This window comes from Microbacterium sp. G2-16M (assembly GCF_055809115.1).
In genome coordinates this window covers 1,655,420-1,676,065 of sequence record NZ_CM147897.1, presented here as the reverse complement: position 1 = coordinate 1,676,065, position 20,646 = coordinate 1,655,420, and the positions used below count along the sequence as shown (strand labels likewise).

Genomic DNA, 20,646 nt, shown 5'->3' with positions numbered 1-20,646 from the left:
CATGCAATCGATAGAGATCACACCGACGCCCGCCGCATACGCGAGCATCGCCCGGCACATCATCACCGCCGCGTACGGGCTGGAAATCGACCAGCTCAGCGACCACCAAGTGCTCTGGGCGTGGGCGGCGACCGAACAAGCCGCCGACCGCATCGGCACACCCATTCAAGACCTTCCCCCGCAACTGGGCACCGAGCTGCTGCGCATGTACACCAACCGTGCCCGCACGATCCGCAACCGCTCGGTGGCCCCCGGCGCCGGCAACGAGCAGTTGCATACCCCAGCGGCCACCGCGGCCCGCGGGCGGTGAGTGCCGTGCTCGACGAACAGCTGCCTGAGATCGTGCGGCACGCCAGCACCGTGCACGATGCGATCTGGGCCGTCGGCAACGACGCGGCGACGCCGGATGCCGGGATGCCCGCGCCCGTGGTCTACCAGGCGCTCGGCACCCTCAAATACGCCGGCGGGTACGCGCTCGGGCAGGCCCTGCAGCAGCTCGCACGCGGGCTCGGACGCTCCCTCGCGCACTACGACGTCTATGAAGACGACCACACAGACCCCGTGCAGAAGGTCGCATTGGCAGTCGATGCCCTGCTCGCTGCTGCTGCCTCGGCGGAGAAGATCGGCATCACGCTCGATCGAGCGCAGACCATCATCGCCGGGCAGGGATATCGCGGCGGGAAGCCGGCCGATCGGTAGCAGCCCGGCCGTGATCGGTAGCACCGCTGTGACGCCGTCGTAGACTGCCCCGAGGAACCACCTCGGAAAGGGGCACGATGAGCGATCGCAGCCCCGCGCCGAGACGGCCAATGGGATCGTGGCGCCCCGGCGACATCGTCGCGTACGAAGAGATGCGCGACCTCACCGTCGCCGTGCAGACACTTCTGATGGCGGTAACGCGACGGGGCGACGACAGTGCGGGAGCCGCGCGGGACCAGGCCGCCACTGTGCGGCGCGAGACGCTCGCGGTCGACGGGTTCGACCGCAAGGCCATCGACGCGCAGACCCGCCGCCTCGCTGCCGAGCTGACGCGCGTGCGCGCCATGGAGGCGGACGATGGCTGACCGAGCCGACGAGATCTTCGACCACGAGATCCGCCCGTTCCTGTTCAACGGCGTAGAAACAGACCAGGCGGAACCGCGATTGATCCTGCTCGTCGGCCAATCCGGAAGCGGCTCATCACGGGCAGCCGGCTCACTATTAGCCGCCGACGACCGCGGTTCGACCGTCGCTCTGCGAGCACGCGACCTGAATGTCTTTCGTGACGCGAACACGCCGAGCGAGGTCGTTCGCGGCTGGATGGCGAAGGCACTGGCGCATGCGCGGGACCACAAGGTCTCGCTCATCCTTGAAGACCGGTTCGAGTCAGCGACCGCAGTCGAGTCCATGCTCCGCTCGTTCCGCCGCTCCGGATTCAAGACGGGCATCGTCGTCGTTGCGACATCCCGGGCCGAGAGTCTGCTCGCATTGACGGCGCGACAGTTGAGAAGAGGCCGCGTAGCTGAGACCGGGCACCTCCTCGCCGACGTCGATCAGGGAATCGCGGACGTGGCCGACTTGATCAGATCGATCCGCAACGACACAGACGTGCGCATCCTTGACAGCACAGGACGAGAACTCCCGCTGGGGGCCGATCGCGCTGGGGATTTCACGGCGGCGGCGTCTGCGCCGCCGCCGGGTCGTGCCGCCGCCGAGTGGATTAGCGAGCTCCGCCGGGTGACGGAGGCAGTGACATCGGACGCGGCCGCAGGCCGAACACTCGACGCAACGCTTGGTGAGCTGCATCACATCGCCCTCAGCGATGTCGTGCCGGCACTCCCGCTGCCGTCGGGTTCACCAGTTCTCGGCCGGATCCAGTCGCGGCTTCGACTCAACCTCGCCGACCTACAAGCACGACTTCCGGGGTCCGTCGGAGTGGCAGATCGAGAGGCGGGGCGAGATTCGCCGTCGGTCACGTGAACCAGGGTGTCTCTGCGCCCGAATAGACTTCCGCGGTAGGGGATGGATGAGGAGCAGCACGACTTGAGTAACAACCATGCCACGTTCATCTGGTCGATCGCGGACCTGCTGCGGGGCAGCTTCAAGGCCCACCAGTACGGCGACATCATCCTGCCGTTCACCGTGCTCCGCCGGCTGGATGCAGTGCTCGCTCCAACGAAGCAGGCGGTGTTCGCGGCTGTCGAGCAGGCAGCGGCCGACGGCACCCCGGTTCGCGCGTCGCTGCTGCGCAACAAGGCCGATCACAAGTACTCGTTCTGGAATGAGTCGAAGTTCGACTTGAAGACCGCGCTCGGCGACTCCGAGAACCTCGCCGCGAACCTGCTCGATTACGTGACCGGGTTCAGCGAGAACGTCAAGGACATCTTTGACAAGTACAAGATCGCGGAGCGCATCGCAGAACTCGACGAACACGACCTGCTGTTCCTGGTGACCCAGCGGTTCGCCGGCGTCGATCTCTCACCGGCGACGGTGCCGAACGAAGAGATGGGGCACATCTTCGAGGAGCTCATCCGCAAGTTCGCGGAGGCATCCAACGAGACCGCCGGTGAGCACTTCACCCCGCGCGATGTGATCGAGCTGATGGTCGACATCCTGCTCGCCCCCGAGTCCGACACCCTCGCCAAAGCCAACGTGGTGCGGTCGGTGTACGACCCGACGGCGGGGACGGGAGGGATGCTGTCGGTCGCTGAAGACCACATCCGCAGCGCGAATCCAACCGCAACGCTCACTCTCGCCGGCCAGGAGATCAACCCGCAGTCGTACGCGATCTGCAAGGCAGACATGACGGTGAAGGGCCAATCGGTGGATGCCATCTTCTTCGGTGACACCCTCACCAACGACGGTCACGTGGGCAAGACGTTCAACTACGGGCTGTCGAATCCTCCGTTCGGCGTCGACTGGAAGAAGCAGCAGCGGGTCGTCACCGAGGAGCACACTCAGCGCGGCTACGCTGGCCGGTTCGGTGCCGGGCTGCCGCGCGTCTCGGACGGCTCGATGTTGTTCCTCATGCATCTGGTGTCGAAGATGCGCAGTGCCGAAGACGGCGGCGGTCGCGCGGCAATCGTGCTCAACGGCAGTCCGCTGTTCACCGGCGGTGCCGGGTCGGGGGAGTCGAACATCCGCAAGTGGGTGCTCGAGCGCGACCTGCTCGAAGCGATCATCGCGCTGCCGACCGACATGTTCTACAATACCGGCATCGCCACCTACATCTGGGTGCTGTCGACCAAAAAGAGCGCCGAGCGGGTCGGGAAGGTGCAGCTCATCGACGGGACGAAGCTGTCCCGCAAGATGCGCAAGGGTCTCGGATCCAAGCGCAACGAACTCGGACCCGACGACATCGCCACGATCGTCAAGCTGTACGAAGGCGAACCGGATGCTGCGCGCTCGAAGACCTACGCTGTCCACGACTTCTTCTACCGCACCATCACTGTCGAGCGCCCCCTCCGTCTGAACTGGGCGCTCACCCCCGAGCGCCTCGCCGTCGCCTGCGAGGTGAAGGCGCTTGCCAAGGTTGACCTGCAACCGGTCGTTGAGCGAGCGGAGCGAGACGAAACGCCCACTACCGACCTCCCCGCCTTCCGCAAGCGGGTCTCGGCGCTCCTCGCTGGGTCCGGAGTCTCTCTCACCGCGCCGCAGTTCAAAGCCCTCCTCGCGGCATTGTCCGAGCGCGACGAGGACGCCCCAATCGTGCTTGATGCCAAGAAGCGTTCCGAACCCGACCCCACGCTCCGCGACAGCGAGAACGTGCCGTGGAGCGAAGACATCCACGACTACTTCGAGCGCGAGATCAAGCCGTTCGCCCCGGATGCCTGGATCGACGAGTCCAAGACCAAGGAAGGCTGCGAGATCCCGTTCACGCGCCACTTCTACCAGTACGTGGCCCCGCGCTCGCTCGAAGAGATCGACTCTGACCTTGAGGCTGTGCTGGGGCGCATTCGGACGAGGCTCGAGGCGGTCAAGGTGTGACCGACCTCAAGCCGTATCCGGAGTACAAGAACAGCGGCGTGCTGTTCCTAGGTGAGGTGCCGGCAGCTTGGAACGTACAACCAGCCGTGACACTGGCGCGGGTTCTGACGAGCACCGTCGATAAGCACTCCGTTGACGGTCAAACGAGGGTTCGGCTGTGCAACTACACCGACGTGTACTACAACGATGAGATCCACGCATCTACTGACTACATGCAGGCGACTGCGACGGTCTACCAGATCTCGGACTTCTCAGTTCGCGCGGGCGATGTGGTCTTCACGAAGGACTCCGAGACTGCAGACGATATCGGTATCTCTGCGTACGTTCCCCGCGCGTTGCCTGGCGTGGTGTACGGCTACCACCTGTCTACGTACCGACCGAAGGATGCTCGCTACGGAAAGTTTCTGAAGTGGCTGCTCGATTCGAGCTACGCGAAGGCGACGCTTCAGACGCGCACGCTTGGCGTCACGCGTGTGGGGCTCAGCCAAAACACCGTGCGATACCTCCGCGTGCCGACCCCGCCTCCTGCTGACGCGAAGCTCATCTCGGACTTCCTCGACCGGGAGACGGCGGAGATTGACGCGTTCATCGCGGATCAGGAGGAACTCATCGGGCTGCTCGCCGAGCGGCGTGCCGTCGTCTACACGGCTCACTTTGAAGAAGTCGTGCACGTTGGTTTTGTTCAAGGTGGAACGCCGCTTGGGCTTGGCATGTCGGAAAGTGATTCGCGAGTAGGCACAGCAGAGCGTGAACTGATGTCGGTATCTATTCATCGAGGCTTGTTGCCGTGGTCGGAGATGCACGACAAGGAACCACAAGCAGAGAGCTTTGCCGCATACAAGCTCGTTGAGCCTGGGAATGTAGTGCTCAATCGGATGCGCGCTTTTCAAGGCGCTGTGGGAGTCGCTGAGCAACAAGGCATGGTGAGCCCCGATTATGCGGTCTTCACAATCGCGCCGTCGAATGTTCCGGCCTACGTTGGCGAGCTGTTGCATTCATCACCGATGCTGGAAGCCATCAAGCTGAGACTGCGAGGCATTGGGGATAGTGACTCTGGTGCCGTACGGACGCCCCGAGTGAATGTCCGAGACCTGATGCGAATAAAGGTGGACTTGCCGGACCAGGCGACGCAGAGCCGGGCTCTTCAAGCTCTCAAGAACGAGACAGCCGAGCTCGATGCCGCCATCGCGGACGCGCGCGAGGCGATTGCGTTGTCGCGGGAGCGCCGGGCGGCGCTCATCTCGGCTGCGGTGACGGGCAAGATCGACGTGCGCGGGGCGGCCTGACAGTGTTGTCAGGCGAGACAGCCGATAGTGTCGTCGGTTCGCACCCGTCACAACCGTTCCATACTCGTTACAATTGTGTCACTATCGTCACATGAACCTGAGTGAGCCGTTGGAGGGCTTGACGACCGGTGTCGAGGCCGGCGTGTTGCGTGTGCTTGCGCGCACCGACTCTGGTTTCTCCGGTCGCCAGGTGCACGCTCTGGCTGGTGTCGGTTCCACCTCAAGCGTGCACCGGGCACTGACGGGTTTCGTACAGCTGGGGCTGGTGACGGCTGAGACCCGGCCGCCGGCGATCATCTATCGCGCCAATCGTGAGCATGTGCTGTGGTCTGCGGTCGAGCGGGGCCTGTCGGCACGATCCCGGGCGTTCGACAGCATCCGGGACTTCTGTGCGGACAACGTGCCCGACGGACTCGACCTGACTGTGGTCGTCTACGGGTCTGTCGCCCGTCGTGAGTCCACCGTCGGCTCTGACCTTGATCTGTTTGTGGCGTATCCCGACGGCATCGATGAAGACGTGCGCGCAGACTTCAGTTATCAGCTCGCCGGTCACGCGCAGCGGGTCACCGGCAATGAGGCACAGGTGTACTCGATGGAACGCGCGGAGGTGGCCCAGCGCATCGATGAGGATGATCCGCTGATCGCGAATGTGCTCGCCGATGGCATCCTCGCTTTCGGGCCGGCGCTTCGCGCCTCGGCCGGGGAGGTCGCATGACTCCGCGCGTGAGTGCGAGGCGCCAGCCGATGGATGCCGCCGCAGTGCGTATCCGGTTTAGGGACGCGCAAACGCGCCTCGTCTCTGCGGAGTTGCAGCTGGGCGGTGCGAGTCCGCACGAGTGGAAGCATGCTGCCGAGATCGCCGTCAGCGTGGGAATAGAGGCGAGTGACGCGATCTGCGGTCACGTGCTCGGTTACAAGGTAGCTTCCGAGTCGCATCGGGATGCGTTAGAGGCCCTGCGCGTGGCCTCTAACGCCGCAACCGCCAAGCATCTGGACACTCTCTTGGCGGCCAAGTCCGCCCAGTCGTACGGCGATCGCCTGCCCACGCACGCGGACGCGGCTCGCCTTGTTCTTCACGCCCGACGGCTGCTTGACGCGGCCGAGGCCATCGTCAGCAATTAAGGGGAGACACACCTGTGGCGATTCAGCACGAGGACGCGTTCGAGACCGAGATCTGCGAGTACCTCGCCGCGCACGGCTGGGAGTACTCGCCTGACGACTCCGGCTACGACCGTGGGCGGGCGCTGTTCCCCGCGGACGTGTTCGCGTGGCTGGAGGCGACGCAGCCGAAGCAGCTCGACAAGCTGGTGAAGCCGGGTGCGAGCGAGGCGTCCCGCGATCTCGGGCGCAAGCAGATCCTCGACCGCATCGTGACGATGCAGGCCACTGACCCGATGAACGGCGGCGGCACGCTCAGCGTGCTCAAGGCGTCGATCGGGGTGCTGAACGCCAAGTTCGTGCTGTTTCAGGCGCGGCCCGCGACATCCCTCAATCCGAAGACGGTCGAGCGGTTCGCGGCGAACCGCCTGCGGGTGATGCGGCAGGTGACGTACTCGGGCAAGAACCTGAACCGCATAGATCTGGTGTTGTTCGTGAACGGCATCCCGGTGTCAACGGTCGAGCTGAAGACTGACCTCACGCAGAACCTCGCCGCCGGCCTGACGCAGTACGCGCAGGACCGCAAGCCTGAGGGGGAGCCGCTGCTCACGTTCGGGCGGGGCGCGCTTGTGCACTTCGTCGTCACGAACGAAGAGGTGCACATGACGACGAAGCTCGACGGGGCGAACACCCGGTTCCTGCCATTCAACCGCGGCAACAATAACGGCGCCGGCAATGTGGCGATCGCAGGTACCAGCCCGAGCGCGTACTTCTGGGAGGAGATCCTGGAGCGGGGCACGTGGCTCGACCTGATCGGCCGGTTCCTGCACTACCGGTTCGAGGAGAAGACCGACCCGATCGACGGCAAGAAGTCGTACGCGAGGTCGCTGCGCTTCCCGCGTTATCACCAGTGGCGGGCGGTGTCGAAGCTCGAACGCGCCGTGCTCGTTGACGGCCCCGGGAACAACTACCTGATCCAGCACTCGGCAGGCTCCGGCAAGACCGACTCGATCGCGTGGACCGCGCACCGGATGGCGCAACTGCACGCCCCCGACGGGGCGAAAGTGTTCGACGGAGTCATCGTCGTCTCGGACCGGCAGGTGCTGGACGGGCAGCTGCAGCGTGCGGTCGAGCAGCTCGAGACCACCGCCGGCGTGTTCCAGCCGATCACCCGCGGCGGCGACGCTTCCAAGTCCGCCCAGCTCGCCGAAGCGCTGCTGGCCGGCAAGCAGATCATCGGCGTGACGCTGCAGACGTTCCCGCACGCGCTGGATGTCATCGAGAAGGACACCGGCCTCGCCGGGCGTCGGTACGCGGTGATCGCCGACGAGGCGCACTCCTCGCAGAGCGGCGAGGCCGCGGCATCCCTCAAGCAGGTCCTTACCGCCGGAACACCGGACGCCTCCGATACCGATGGGGCGACGATCGATGCGGAGGATGTGCTCGCCGACGTGATGGCCCGCAAAGTCGGGATCGGCACGATCTCGTTCCTCGCGTTCACTGCGACGCCCAAGGGCAAGACGGTCGAGCTGTTCGGGCGTGAGGACGCGACCGGGGTCAAGCGCGCGTTCGACCTGTACTCGATGAAGCAGGCGATCGAAGAGGGCTTTATCCTCGACGTGCTCAAGAATTACCTCCCTTACGACCTCGCGTTCAGCCTCGCCCACACCGACACCGCCACCGGGCTCGACGTCGAGATCGACACCGCGAAGGCCGGCACGGAGGTCATGCGCTGGGTGCGCTTGCACCCCACGAATATCGCGCAGAAGGTCGCGGTGATCGTCGAGCACTTCCGCACCAACGTGCGCAGCGAGCTCGGCGGCCGCGCCAAAGCGATGGTCGTTACCGGCTCCCGCAAAGAGGCTGTGCGCTACAAGCTCGTCATCGACGCGTATCTGAAGGAGCACAAGCTCGACAGCGAGCTGGGGGCGCTCGTCGCATTCTCAGGATCGGTGACGGATGCCGACTCCGGACCGGAGGAGTTCACCGAGTCCTCGATGAACCCGACGCTGAAGGGGCGCTCGCTTGAGGTCGCGTTCGGGGGTGACGAGTTCCAGGTGATGATCGTCGCGAACAAGTTCCAGACCGGGTTCGACCAGCCTCTGCTGGTCGGCATGTACGTGGACAAGAAGCTGTCGGGCATCACCGCCGTGCAGACCCTGTCACGCCTGAACCGGGTGATCCCCGGCAAGGAGAACACCTACATCATCGACTTCGTCAACGACCCGGCCGAGGTCCTCGCGGCGTTCCAGACGTACTACGAGGATGCCGAGCTGACCCAGCCCAGCGATCCGAACATCATCCACTCGATGCTCACGAAAATGCGCAGCATGAACATCATCGATGCGCACGACATCGACGCGGTCGTGGATGCCTGGCTCAGCAAGTCGAGTCACAACACGCTGTACTCGCACATCAAGGCATCCCGCGACGTGTTCTGGGACCGCTGGCGTGCCGCTGAAGAGTCGGCGAACGAGCTGGAGAAGGGGCGACTCGAGGAGTTCCGGGGCACCGTCTTCGCGTTCGTGCGTGCCTACGACTTCTTGTCGCAGATCATGGACTACGGCGACACCGACATCGAGAAGTGGGCGATCTTCCTGCGTGTATACCGTCGCGTGATCGAGCGGCAGGATGCCGACCCCGCCGCCATCAACACCGACGACATCGTGCTCACCCACTACCGGCTGCGCAAACTTGATTCCCGGTCGTTGGGCTTGACTACGGGTGCTTCGGGCGAGCTGGCAGGGATCACAGCTGCCGGATCAGCACAGCCCCGCGAGGCGAAGTACGGACTGCTGCAAGAGGTCATCGACAAGATCAACGCTCTCTTCGCCGGCACCGACGTCGACGAGAACAGCGGCGTCAGCGCGGCCGAGACGATCATGCGACACATCGTCGACAACCCGAAGATCCAGGCCGAGGCCATGGCCAACACGCCCATCGACTTCGAGACCTCGCCGACGATCGTCGCCGAGTTGGAGGACGTGATCTACGCATCAGCGGCCGGACACAGCAACGCGATGAAAGCGCTGCTACAGAACGGCGACTTCGCCGGGCTCGTGAACGTGCTCGTGGCGATGGGGCTCTACGAGAAGACGCGTGGGGAAGCGGAGCGGATGGCAGCGGCGGGGTGATGGTGCGCGCGACCCGGGAAACCTCGCGCGGAGCACGTGGGAGGTGGATGCGGCTCATCTCCGATGAGCGATCGCACTGTGGCCTACGCCAGGCAAATCGCTCGCCTTGCATGCCGTTCCCTCTTCGTGATGTCCGGCGCCTGCCTCGTCTTCCCCAGGGCGATTCTCTTCGATGAACTCGTCATAGCGTGCGCCGCCCATCGCATGATTGACCGCAAGACGAAGCACGAAGTAGGAGAGGTCCACGGGCAGCACCAGACCAACGACGATCAACATGTCGGCGGGCGACAAGTTCGCGCACCGGACGCCTGGTCGCACGTGACGTTCGGCCCACCATGCAGCCGAGCGGCACCCGTCGCGTAGGTTGGCCAGAGCACGCAACGGAGCTGAACACAGTGCTCGCGAAACGATCCATATGCGGGCACTGCGCGCAACGGGCTCGTCCGCGGGCGTCAGAGGTGCGGGTCGGTCCTATGCATCGTCGAGGACCGTGTGTAGGCGAACGAGCATGATTTGGAACCGTCATCGAGTCGATCTCAGTGCACGGTGACGAGGGGAACGGCCACCGCTTCGCGGAGCACTAGAGGAGGACTAGAGGGCTACGCTCGAGGCTGTGTAGGCCGCGACGACCGCGCGCACACGTCGGTGGTGGAAATGGGGACGATGTACAAATCCGGTGACAGCTTCAGTCTCACGTTCGACATCCCCGAATATCGGGGAGCCACGCCTCATCAAGGCGTGGTTGCCCACTACACGTCGCCGGAAAGCGCGGTCAACATTCTTGGCTCAGGTACGTTCTGGGCGACGAACGCGATGTACTTGAACGACTCACGCGAGCTCTCGCACGGAGCCGACCGTGTTAGGGAATGGTGGGCGGCGAACTCGTCCTCCTATGAGTTGGATCTCCGCGATCTCATCGACTCCCTGCTACCTCTGGTCCACGAGTTGTTTGCTGCAGATCGATTCTTCGTGCTGTCCGCCAGCAACGAGCTTGAGGACGTCAGCCAGTTCGAGCGCTACGGTCCCGTCGCGATTCAGCTCGACTCGCGCGCGATCTTGTATCCTCCTACAAATCGACCAGCGTTCCCAAATAACCTGAAGATCAGAAGCTTGGCACCCGCCTGGCGCAACGTCGCATACGACGACGCTGAAAAGGACCTTCGCATCGAATCGTACTTCCGTCAGGTAGCTGCCCACATTCAGAGCAAGCTCGGTTGGGTCCCGCAGAAGAACGAGATTCTCACTGACTGGTATGGCTGGTGGTACTCACACCTGATCGCGGGAATGAAAGATCGGCGGTTTCGAGCCGAGGCAGAAGTGCGCTACCTCGTCATGACGGAGCTTGCTTTTGACGATGTCAGAAGCCGTGGGGGTGATTACGGAGACACGCCCTACGTCGCGCTCGAACATCTAAAGACCCAAGAAGATCATCTGCCTCTTCCGGTTACTGAACTCATCGTCAGTCCGCGTATCTGGAGTCCGACCGTCGAACGTGGTCTCCGCGACGAACTCGAGAGCGCGGGGATCCTTGCAACCGTCCGAGCGAGTGACGTTCCGCTGAGATAGGACAACGGGCTGGCGCGACGCATTGTTCGTCGTCGTGCGTCCTGGGCCAGGGATCTGCCTGTCACCGGCTAAGCTAAGCAAGCGATCCTTATCCGGGCAACGCGCTCGGCGGTGACCACCTCACACGCTCGCGTTGACCCTCCGTGTCGTTCACTCGGAGGGCCATGGTTGCGCGCATCGATGGACGCCTCGGGCTGTGGGGGTGAAGTTCACTGCCAGTGGTCGAGAGTATGCCGCCTGGGTATTGTCGAGCGGAAGATGAGTGCGGATCCGGGCCTCGTCGCGTCGAGCCTGGCTGAGCTACGCGAGCCGGCGTAACCCCGCCCCTATGATGTGAAGCTATGAGCCAACTCGGCGACCCGGACTCTGGCGAGACGTCGATCTGCTGCCAACCGCAGTACGCGCCGATCTTCTACCACTGGTACTCATCGTCCGGCGAGCGTTTGATCGATACCTTTCGGCGCGTCATCGACTCGTCTGGCCTGCCTGACGACGCGAAGTCTCAATTCGTGGGCGAGTTCCGCGCGACGATGCGCATGCTCGAGCGTGGAGAGTTGCGGCCGCTGAAGAATCTTAAGGGCCCCATGCGCAAGGAGACGCGCCTGAACGTATTCGAGGTGCTTCTCCGCCACGTTCATGCCGTCGACGACTACGAGGAGCGCGTCGTCCGCGTCCGCATCTACCACGCGGAGCCGTCGAAAATGAAGAAGACGAACGGGGTCGGAAGCGCCGTGGTCGGGCTGCATATGCACCACAAAGACACCGATGGCGAGGATGTCGCCGGAGCGCAGGACGTGGAGATCGCGATCGCCTCGGAACGGTTCTTCGAAGGGCACCCTACGACGTGGGGCTTGCGCGCCTCGCCAAGTTCGCCATAGACTGCAGTCTATGGCGAACGCATCTGGGCGGGCGCACACCCAACGTTCCGCTCCGATCGACCCACTGGGGATGGGCGAGGAGACCAAGGACGAGCGGCGTGCACGCATCCTGACCGAAAATGACCTCCACCTGCTTTGGCAACTCCGCAACTTCCGCGAGCACCGCGGCATCTCACAGACCGAGCTCGCGCGCAAGATGGGGATCACGCAGCCAAGCCTTGCCGCCTTTGAGAGCCAGGACAACGACCCCAGGCTGTCCACTATTCGACGCTACGCGTACGCGCTGGGGTTGATCATCGATCACGCAGTCGAACTCGATCGCGGCCAGGACATTGACCATTCGGGATGGCGCAACACGCAACACCTTAATTTCCAGAGCGGACTCCGCGACAAGCCAGTTGTGCGTAGCGGGTGGTCAGCGCCGATGGAGAACGAGTGGGTCGCGTGACCAAGTCATACACCGCTCCTTCCGATGCGACTGCACTCGAGTCCTCGGGCGACGTCGAGACGATTGAGTCCCTCGTGGAGGCGCTAAACCTCACGGGCATCACCTACTACTCGATGAACACCGAGCTTCGCGAGAGCGATGCGTCAGAGTTCGATGGCGAGGATGACCATGTAAACGCCGAGTTCGGCTTCCAGACGCGGCACCACCTTAATGAGTTCGGTGTGCGCGTCCGCGTCGAACTCGAAACCGTGCGCGGCCACGCATCCGTCGATGTGTCCGCAGAGTACGCGGCCGATCGGCCGGTGCGGATCCCGAAGGAAGTCGCGTACGAGTTCATCAACAATGTCGCGCTGATGCAGCTCTACCCATATCTGCGCGAGGCGGTGATGACGAACACGTCTCGCGTGTTCGGCGCGCCCGTTCTGATCCCGCTCTTCATGCGTGGCCAACTTCGCTTTGAAGTCGATGAGAACGGACCAGCGATCTCGGAAGGGATCGACGCAGACGACGATGCCAAGGGCTGAGCCGGCGGCAGCGTAGCACCGTCGTGGTGGAGGGTTTCCGTCAGTTGCCGGCGACGATGGTGCCTGGTGTTCATCCCGACCGTCGGAGCAGGCCTCCCTTGGACCAATGAGGAGCGGAGGTAAGGGCGCGCACACCGGTCGCTGTGCGCAACATCGTCGACTCTCGCTGGCTGAACTCCGCAAGTCCGCGTCAGCAGCGGATTGGCTGTCTCAGTAGACCGTCGCGCGTTCAAGCCCGATGAGCGCGCGACATGCGCACGCGGAAACGACCGCGGCTCTCCGGCGAACCTCAGCGTCACGCACGAGAGTCGCGAACACACACGCCATCCCTGTCGCGGCTGGACCGCACGCACCCGGGCAAAGAGACGACGTACGTGTTCGACTTCGTGAACGAACCGGAAGAGGTGCTGGATGCGTCGCACTGTGAGTGCTGTCGATGGACTCGTGAGTATGACGGGGATTGCGGAGGCCCACCTCGAAGTCACGCTCGAGGCGGAGATCGCAAAGCACCTCGCCGCGAAAGGTTGGCTGTGTTCGCCCACCGACACTGGATGCGTGAGAATGGAGTCATGGCAGACGAAACCCGGAAATCGCATCCTGCCGACCAAGCCCCTACCCTCAGGCCCATAGCGTTCCTGACCGATGCGATACGCCTAATTCTCGGCGAAGCCTTCCGGACCCTTGACGAGAGCGCCCCTCATCGCTCGGCTAATAGCCTTCCAGGAGAGCCGCTGGCATGGAGCGCCGACACCTTCGTGCAGTCAGTCTCACACGCTCTCCGCGATGGTCCAGTGCTCGCAATCCCGCGATGGGGCATTGATCGTGATCGGAGTCCGTTCGCGCCAGCGATCGGGCAGACGCTCATCGAGCAGGTTCAGATATCGGAGCAACCACTCGGGCTGCTGGTACCAATCACAAGCCTCTCAAGCCTGACCCGATCCGACCGCTTCCGCGAGGCTCTCCTCCGACACAAGCGCTCGCTCTTCGTCCTCGAGGCCCACGACGTCCTCGAGGGTGTACATCCTTCCTTCCTCGTCGCTCTGGTCGTACTTCACGCCGAGCGTGCCGCCGACGCGTGCTTGACGCGGTTCGTTCGGCTGCCGCGACGCAGTTCGCGGCCGCAAGACGTGCTTGAGGACATCAGGCGGCTGTTGAAGATGCCCGGCGGAGCTCTGGGGGCGGGATTCGTTCACCTTGGCGGGATCGACCCCTTCGCACCACTGACGTATCAGCACTATGACCCGGCGCTTCGCTCCCGCGCGGCAGAGCTGCGGAGCTGGGGCGATGGAACGACACTCGGTGAGCTGTTCGAGATTCGGGTGCCATCAGGTTCACCGCTCCCCGTGGCCGACCGCCCTGACCCCAATCAACAGCGATATGTAACTCCCCGCTCGATCGGGATGAGCGGCCGTCTCGAGATCGCGCAGGTTGTCGACCCGCCGCGTACGCGGCCTCTGCCCCTACAGGAGGGCGACTTCGTCATTCGCGCTCCCTTCAACTACTCGGATTCCGGGGGCTCCGCGTCGCCGAGCTGACCCACGAGGATCTACCTCTTTATGCGTTGCACCATGTGCTCATACTTCGGCCAAAACGCGAGCTCTCGGAGGGCGAGCGACTTCTGCTATCGCGTTACCTGCGCTCAGATCTCGCAAAGGAGCTCGTCGTCGCTTCGGGGGCCAAGCTCTGGCTCACGCGGTCAATTCTGCAGGGGCTCTATATCCCTGTCGCTGAGGAGTCGCTCCTCGCGGCTGTCGCATCCATTGCCGAGGCACACCGGCTTCTCAGACAGTGGGGCGACGATGCAGTGGATGCTCTTGACTCGATCTTCGCTCTGGAGTCACCCACGGCCGCACGAGCAGCGCTCATCGAGCGTGGCCGTGATAGTCGCCTGCGGGTCGATGCCGCGCGGAGCGCTGATGACTTCGACTTCATAGTTCGAACACTGTACCCGTACCCTGTGGCATACCGCTGGCGTTCGATTGACTCAATCGCGAGTAGGGGTGAAGCGCAGGACACGCTCCGAGAGATTCGACATGGATTTGAGCACATCCTCGCGTTCGCCGGCTGCATCGCCGCCGCTGTCGCCCGCAATGAGGGACTCAATCTGCCTGAACTACGCCGCTATGGCGCCAGCGACGAGTACAGGACTTACGTCACGACATGGACAACGATCTTCGGGCAGATAGCGCGGAAGGTTAGCGGCGGCCAGACAGACAACTCGCTCCTCGTTCACCTCGGGACGTTCCAAGAGGACGAAGCAGTGGCGCGAGCTGTCGAACGTTTGATGGACTATCGGCGAGCCGAAGCTCACACACTTGAAGCGGGCGACGAGGAGGCTCTTGCAACAACGCTTCTCGTCGATGTCGAGACCCTTGTCCACGGGCTACGCTTCCTGGCCGACTACGAATTGGTTGAGATCGTCGACTCGAGCTGGGATGGCATCCTCAAACGCAACACGGTCAAGTACCGCGCACTCGTCGGAGATCATCCAATCGTGCCGGTGCGAACAATGGTCGTCGACGACGCTGAAATTGAGCGAGGTAGCCTCTATATCCGTGTGAAGGATTCCAAGGAGTTGATGGCACCACTTCGCCCATACCTGCTCGGGCATCGTTGCGACAGCTGTAAGCAATGGGCGACATACTATCTTCATGCCACTGTGGGCCTGACAGCCAGAATCAAGAGTATCGAGCACGGCCACCCCAATGACATGCCAGGTTTGCCGGAGGCCTTGCGGGTCGTGGCAGCAGGCATCGATGTCTCAATGTGAGCAGCCGCGTCACTGGTCGTCTGTAGCGAGGCCATGTAGCGTGATCGTGGTTCGGTCCGAACTGGTGGCCTCGGTGCCGCCCGTTGGCGAGCAGAACCCTGGCCAGGCCGCACCCGCGCGTGTCGGCGACGTAGGTCTATTCAGATCCCAAAGACGCGATGAACTGGTGCATCGACGTCGATTGACGTCGATGCACGCAGGCACTTTCAGTGATGTGTACGTAACCATGACGCACTTACGCAAATTCGACGTATCGTGATGGTGTGCGTGGGGGTCTCGAGCGTTGGAAGCGAGGCGTTGCGTCGCAGGGCGTGCGCCAGGCGTTGAGCTACGCCTTCGAGGGAACATGCGATTCGCACTTCGCGCAGTCCAGTGGCGTCGACGCTCTGTCCCGGTACAGCGATCGTGCGACGGTGAGGCGGTTTACAGTCACGAACGGCATCATCCGGACTGATCAGCTAGATGCACCCGCGCTCACCCGCTGGGTCAACGGCGACGACCCCAGCACCGGCGAGCATCGCGGGCGCCGGCTGGAGTCCCCGGATGCCGACCTGATCCTGGATGGCACGACCAACGCACCGAAGTCGTTCAGCCTGGCAGCGCTCATCCATCCGGAACTCGCCGCCGACTTCGAGGCGATGCAGGACCGACTGCGTGATCGAGTCATCATGATGTGGCAGCGCAAACTCAACGCGCGCCGCGGCGCCGGTGGCCGCATCCGAGAATCTCTGCACCGCATCGAGGTCGTCGAACTACAGCATCGCCGATCACGCGCCCTGGACCCGCACATCCACCGGCACCTGTGGCTGAACGTGAAGGTGCAGGGTCGGGACGGGCAGTGGTCGAACGTGGACTCGCGGGTGGCGATGAAACTGCACACGGTCATCAACGCGGAGGGTGAGCTCGCCGCCCGCACCGACCCGGAGTGGACCGCAGCGCTCGCCGAGCACGGCTACACGCTCGACGACTCCGGCGAGATCGCACAGCTCGCACATTTGGTGCGCCCGCTGTCGCGCCGTGCGAATCAGATCGAAACGAACCGGGCACGGCACCTGGCGCAGTGGCGGCATGATCACCCGCGGCAGGAGCCCAGTCCGGATGTGTTGCAGCAGATTGACCGGTGGGCGTGGGCGTACGGGCGGCCGAACAAGCCCGCCGAGGTGGATGAGGCATCCTGGGAGGAGATGATCCGGGACGAGATCCATCACCTCGACTCACACGCTCTTGCCGTGCGCGGCCCAGTGTCGCCCGCCGCGACACTGCTCGTCGACCTGGATCGTGACCTGCTCGCGGCGCGCGCGGTTGCGGACGCTGACAAGCGCTCCACCTCGTGCGGCGGGCGGTTCAGTCCGATGGATGTCCGTGCCGGCGCGATGCGCGCGGTCGCAGCATCCGGTGCCTGCGCCCACCGTGCGCTGCTGCAGGAGGTGATCGACGATGTGGTTGCGCGGGCGCTGCGTGACACCGTGGACATGCTGCAGGATGAGCCCGATGTGCCCGCGCACATCAAACACCTCATGTCGGCGCAGACCGCGGCGCTCAAGCTCGACCTCGCCGAACGGTTCGAGGCACTCAACGAGCCGGGGGTTGCGATCCCGCCGGATGCTGTCGCGAAACTGGTGCGCGTCACGTTCGGCCCGCGCGTCCGGCTCGACCGGGGGCAGGCTGACGCCGCGGCGGCGATCGGGGGAACCCACCGTCTGGTCACCATCACGGGGCCCGCCGGCAGTGGCAAGACCACCATGCTCCGGGTGGCACAGGCCGCGCTGACCAGGCAAAGCAGACGGATGGTGGTGGTCGCACCGACCAAGAAAGCAGCGTCCGTCGCGGCCCGCGAGATCGGGACCGCCGCATCGAGCCTGCACGCACTTTTGATCGACCACGGCTGGCGCTACCGCATCGACGATGCTTGCAACGACATCTGGTGGCGGCTCCGCCCCGGCGACATCGACGAGACGACAGGGCGCGCCTATGACGGTCCGCGTCGGTACCCCCTCGCCCGCGGTGACCGGATCGTGGTCGACGAAGCCGGCATGGTCGACCTGCAGGCCGCGAATGCGCTCGCAGTTGTTGCGGCCGAGACTGAGTGTGGGATCGCGATGGTGGGTGATGACCTGCAAGCACGACCGGTCGGTCACGCCGGGGCGATGGCGTGCATGGCATGCCGCTCCGGCGCGGTCGTCGAGCTGACCGCGGTGCACCGCTTCCGCGACCCCGAGTACGCCGCACTCACCCTTCGCATGCGCAACCCGGCATCCAAGGAGGAAGCCGCTGCGTTAGCGGCCGAGCTTGCCCGCCGCGGCCTCATCCACCGGGTTGACCACGAGGCTGCCGCACGCGACGCGATGGTCGAGGCGTACTTCGACTATGCGCGGCGGGGGCAGCGGGTTGCGCTGGTGACGGCGACGAATGCGGATGCCGCAGCCATCAGCGAGGCAATTCAGCAGCGGCGGATCCAGCTGGCACAGCTGCGCGAAGACCGGGTGGCAGTCGGGCGGAACGAGGATCGACTTCTTGTCGGTGACGTGGTTCAGACCCGGCACAACGATGCCGTGTCCGGGGTAGAGAACCGAGCAGTCTGGATCGTCGACGGGATCGACGACCAGTCCGTGGCACTCGCATCGATCAGCGACAGCGCGGACGTGCGTGTCGTCCCGTTGCAGTACGCGAGTGAGCACGTTCAGCTCGCATACGCGTCGACAGTCCACGGCATCCAGGGCGAGACCGCGCACGCGGCCATAGTGGGCCCAGGCGTGGATGCTGCCGGCCTCTACGTCGGGATGACCAGGGGCCGCGTCCGCAATGAGGCTCTCGTTGTCGCACGAACAGACGGTGCTGCCGGACGGCACATCGTAGAGACGCTGATGCGAGCAGGTATCGAGACCACCCTGAGCGAGTCGCGGGGAGCGGCGCGGTCCGAGCTCGGTCGCGCGGCCCGCGGACCGCACGGCGACAGGGTTCGTACGATCGCTTCGGGCGTCAAGATTGCGGAAGGTGGAAGAGTCATTGGGGTCTGAATCCCGAAGCGAACCCATTTGAGACTCATAGTTCTCATATTTGTGCGTCTGGGGGGGGTGCGAGCCGCAGGGATAATGAGGTCGCTGTACATACCACGAATCGCGGTCCTTGGACTATCACCATTGCCCTGAGCCAGCCTAAACAGAATTATGTATCCCAGAAATGGGGTTAATGCGAAGATACCCAAACGGTTCTGGCGACGGCAATGTCGTCGAAGCTCAGCCAATTGTTCCAGAATTTCGTTGTCGGGTGTCTTGCCCGCCATGTCCTCTTGGTTCCTCACATGTTTGACATTGTTGTTCATAACATAGAAGAAGATCACGGAGAGGAACCCAATATAGCCTAAAAGCGTGAGCACCGATCCAGCTGTGACGCTGACGTGCGTTAGAAGGAGCGTTGGAATCCACCCTACGAGCACTGCGAGCAAGAGGCTCACGAACGAATCTTGGAGAATTCCACCACCAACGCGTCGCCCGCTAGCTTCACTGAATTCGCCATTCATCACGGCGCGGGTCGCCGCCCATGGCAGACACAGGACGGCCACGGCTGATATGGACATGGCGCAGAATGCGAGCCAGGAGGGAGTGAGCGAATTCTGCCAAGCCATCGAGGAGCCGAACATCGTGAACGTACTAACGCCACTTGCGATCCCACATGCGGATGCGATGACTCTCACTCTGTGGGTCGCGCTCCGACCGATAAAGTAGGCTACGTTTCCGGAAATGGCTTCCGTGATGAACAGCCCGACAACTGTTGCAAAATATATGCCGACCACTATGAATCCGACGCTCGGTCGTGCAATAACTACCATGACAATTTGAGATGCGACCCATGCCGCGAGAAACATAATCGTCAGCGTTAGGCCGAAGTTCCCTCGGATCAACGCTGCGGCGTAGATGGCGATAAATATTCCCACGAGGAGTATAGAGGAGAACACTATGAGTGAAGCTTGCATTGGTGAGACTGTGCCTGCGCGCCAGTTGGTGGATGAAGTTGTCTGTTGAATGGACAATACAAGCATGGCAATACCGGCGATTGTGATCCCGAGTATGCTTTGGTAGGCACTCCACTTGCGCCGCGACAACACTTCACTGAGGATCTCAGTTGCGTCCTCCTCCGCGGCAATGACTGGCCCGAACCGGTGTTTGACCCATGGCGTAACTGCAGAGACAATCGCTGTCGAAACAACCAGTCCCATAATGGTGCCAATGTAAGGGTTCGTCGCAAGTTGCGTCCCCCACAGATAGAAGCTGATAAGACTGATGAGGATGACTGTTCCTATCGACGCCGCGTCGTAGAGAACATTTGACCGTCTCCAGCGCGTGTCGAGCTGTCTGATGCAAGCCAGCATTGAAACCACAAATCCGATTGTCAGGGCTGTGGTTGCGGCGATTGACCAGACGGACAGACTCGCGAAACCAGCTCCGACCCAGAGCGGGCCAAGAATTGGCGGCAGGAAGACTGCGGTCGAACCAATTGATATGGCGAGACGCTTGCCCGGAGGGCCGTCGACGTCAGTGGAGTATGAGGCGAGCGCGATGGCCGCGCCGAGTGCGACGATTCCCAAGAACTCCAGGCCATCGCGGCTGGAAGTCGTTGGCCAGAATGCGAGGATGAGCCCGAGGGCGGGCAGTAGCGAGCACACGACCAGCCACGCGACGCGAATCTGGCCACGCCAGTGCAGCGCTGACGACACTCCAACGAGGACTGCGAGACTGGCGAAGGTCACGTAGGCGCCCACGATGACCGCTCGACCGAGCGTGAAGTGCCCAGATCCAGTGTTGTTGTCAAGGCCGAGGAGGCCCGCAAACGCGATGATCGGGATCACGACGCCAAGCATGTGGAATCCCGTGAGACGGGTGAGCGCAACATGGTGCGCGGCGCGGTGTGCGAGCAGCCAGAGCGCCGTGGCCATTGCGGCAAAGAACGCGCACGCTGATACGAGAAACACCGCGTGG

The 20,646-nt window shown here is 63.3% G+C and carries 17 protein-coding genes; 16 read left to right on the top strand and 1 reads right to left on the bottom strand.

From position 1 onward, the window contains the following. The first annotated feature begins 1 nt into the window (after position 1). The 9 genes from AC0L6F_RS07945 to AC0L6F_RS07905 all read left to right on the top strand — a co-directional run bounded on the left by AC0L6F_RS07945 (position 2) and on the right by AC0L6F_RS07905 (position 9,484). Positions 2-310, top strand: coding sequence for a hypothetical protein (locus AC0L6F_RS07945; protein WP_473539850.1), 309 nt, complete (start codon positions 2-4; stop codon positions 308-310). A 5-nt stretch (positions 311-315) separates the two neighbouring features. Further along, on the top strand, positions 316-699 hold the full coding sequence (locus AC0L6F_RS07940; protein ID WP_473539848.1) for a hypothetical protein: 384 nt from the start codon (positions 316-318) through the stop codon (positions 697-699). Between the two features lie 77 nt (positions 700-776). Continuing rightward, a complete protein-coding gene (locus AC0L6F_RS07935; protein WP_473539847.1) occupies positions 777-1,064 on the top strand; it encodes a hypothetical protein in 288 nt (95 codons plus the stop codon). Beyond that, a complete protein-coding gene (locus AC0L6F_RS07930) occupies positions 1,057-1,959 on the top strand; it encodes a zeta toxin family protein (RefSeq protein WP_473539846.1) in 903 nt (300 codons plus the stop codon). The genes AC0L6F_RS07935 and AC0L6F_RS07930 overlap by 8 nt, the downstream gene beginning before the upstream one ends. Positions 1,960-2,001: 42 nt before the next feature. After that, complete coding sequence (locus AC0L6F_RS07925; RefSeq protein WP_473539845.1) at positions 2,002-3,966, top strand: type I restriction-modification system subunit M; 1,965 nt, start codon at positions 2,002-2,004, stop codon at positions 3,964-3,966. Then, positions 3,963-5,252: a restriction endonuclease subunit S gene (locus tag AC0L6F_RS07920; RefSeq protein WP_473539844.1), complete on the top strand. Its 1,290-nt coding sequence runs from the start codon at positions 3,963-3,965 to the stop codon at positions 5,250-5,252. The genes AC0L6F_RS07925 and AC0L6F_RS07920 overlap by 4 nt, the downstream gene beginning before the upstream one ends. 91 nt (positions 5,253-5,343) lie before the next feature. Next, positions 5,344-5,967, top strand: a complete 624-nt coding sequence (locus AC0L6F_RS07915) for a nucleotidyltransferase domain-containing protein (protein WP_473539842.1) — start codon at positions 5,344-5,346, stop codon at positions 5,965-5,967. 29 nt (positions 5,968-5,996) lie between these two features. Beyond that, positions 5,997-6,374 (top strand): hypothetical protein, encoded by a 378-nt coding sequence (locus AC0L6F_RS07910; RefSeq protein WP_473539841.1) that lies wholly within the window; start codon positions 5,997-5,999, stop codon positions 6,372-6,374. 14 nt (positions 6,375-6,388) lie between these two features. Continuing rightward, the gene (locus AC0L6F_RS07905; RefSeq protein WP_473539840.1) at positions 6,389-9,484 is read left to right on the top strand and encodes a type I restriction endonuclease subunit R; all 3,096 of its coding nucleotides are present in this window, start codon (positions 6,389-6,391) and stop codon (positions 9,482-9,484) included. A 54-nt stretch (positions 9,485-9,538) separates the two neighbouring features. On the opposite strand, the gene AC0L6F_RS07900 is transcribed toward AC0L6F_RS07905, so the two are convergent. Next, complete coding sequence (locus AC0L6F_RS07900) at positions 9,539-9,760, bottom strand: hypothetical protein (protein ID WP_473539839.1); 222 nt, start codon at positions 9,758-9,760, stop codon at positions 9,539-9,541. A 372-nt stretch (positions 9,761-10,132) separates the two neighbouring features. On the opposite strand from AC0L6F_RS07900, the gene AC0L6F_RS07895 reads away from it, so the two are divergent. From AC0L6F_RS07895 to AC0L6F_RS07865, 7 genes are all read left to right on the top strand, one after another. Further along, the gene (locus tag AC0L6F_RS07895) at positions 10,133-11,050 is read left to right on the top strand and encodes a hypothetical protein (RefSeq protein ID WP_473539837.1); all 918 of its coding nucleotides are present in this window, start codon (positions 10,133-10,135) and stop codon (positions 11,048-11,050) included. 341 nt (positions 11,051-11,391) lie between these two features. Continuing rightward, the gene (locus tag AC0L6F_RS07890) at positions 11,392-11,928 is read left to right on the top strand and encodes a hypothetical protein (RefSeq protein WP_473539836.1); all 537 of its coding nucleotides are present in this window, start codon (positions 11,392-11,394) and stop codon (positions 11,926-11,928) included. 10 nt (positions 11,929-11,938) lie between these two features. After that, entirely contained in the window at positions 11,939-12,376 is a 438-nt protein-coding gene (locus AC0L6F_RS07885) for a helix-turn-helix domain-containing protein (protein ID WP_473539835.1), read from the top strand. After that, positions 12,373-12,900, top strand: a complete 528-nt coding sequence (locus AC0L6F_RS07880; protein WP_473539834.1) for a hypothetical protein — start codon at positions 12,373-12,375, stop codon at positions 12,898-12,900. The genes AC0L6F_RS07885 and AC0L6F_RS07880 overlap by 4 nt, the downstream gene beginning before the upstream one ends. Positions 12,901-13,469: 569 nt before the next feature. Continuing rightward, positions 13,470-14,435 carry a hypothetical protein gene (locus AC0L6F_RS07875; RefSeq protein ID WP_473539833.1) on the top strand — a complete coding sequence of 322 codons (966 nt, stop codon included), beginning with the start codon at positions 13,470-13,472 and terminating at the stop codon, positions 14,433-14,435. Between the two features lie 35 nt (positions 14,436-14,470). Further along, a complete protein-coding gene (locus AC0L6F_RS07870; protein WP_473539832.1) occupies positions 14,471-15,670 on the top strand; it encodes a hypothetical protein in 1,200 nt (399 codons plus the stop codon). Between the two features lie 263 nt (positions 15,671-15,933). Next, entirely contained in the window at positions 15,934-18,687 is a 2,754-nt protein-coding gene (locus AC0L6F_RS07865; RefSeq protein ID WP_473539831.1) for an AAA family ATPase, read from the top strand. The last annotated feature ends 1,959 nt before the right edge of the window (positions 18,688-20,646 follow it).

Coding starts and splice junctions, on each gene's coding strand:
- AC0L6F_RS07945 (WP_473539850.1), top strand. CDS start 2: ATGCAATCGATAGAGATCACACCGACGCCCGCCGCATACGCGAGCATC.
- AC0L6F_RS07935 (WP_473539847.1), top strand. CDS start 777: ATGAGCGATCGCAGCCCCGCGCCGAGACGGCCAATGGGATCGTGGCGC.
- AC0L6F_RS07930 (WP_473539846.1), top strand. CDS start 1,057: ATGGCTGACCGAGCCGACGAGATCTTCGACCACGAGATCCGCCCGTTC.
- AC0L6F_RS07925 (WP_473539845.1), top strand. CDS start 2,002: ATGGATGAGGAGCAGCACGACTTGAGTAACAACCATGCCACGTTCATC.
- AC0L6F_RS07915 (WP_473539842.1), top strand. CDS start 5,344: ATGAACCTGAGTGAGCCGTTGGAGGGCTTGACGACCGGTGTCGAGGCC.
- AC0L6F_RS07910 (WP_473539841.1), top strand. CDS start 5,997: ATGGATGCCGCCGCAGTGCGTATCCGGTTTAGGGACGCGCAAACGCGC.
- AC0L6F_RS07900 (WP_473539839.1), bottom strand. CDS start 9,760: ATGTTGATCGTCGTTGGTCTGGTGCTGCCCGTGGACCTCTCCTACTTC.
- AC0L6F_RS07890 (WP_473539836.1), top strand. CDS start 11,392: ATGAGCCAACTCGGCGACCCGGACTCTGGCGAGACGTCGATCTGCTGC.
- AC0L6F_RS07885 (WP_473539835.1), top strand. CDS start 11,939: ATGGCGAACGCATCTGGGCGGGCGCACACCCAACGTTCCGCTCCGATC.
- AC0L6F_RS07875 (WP_473539833.1), top strand. CDS start 13,470: ATGGCAGACGAAACCCGGAAATCGCATCCTGCCGACCAAGCCCCTACC.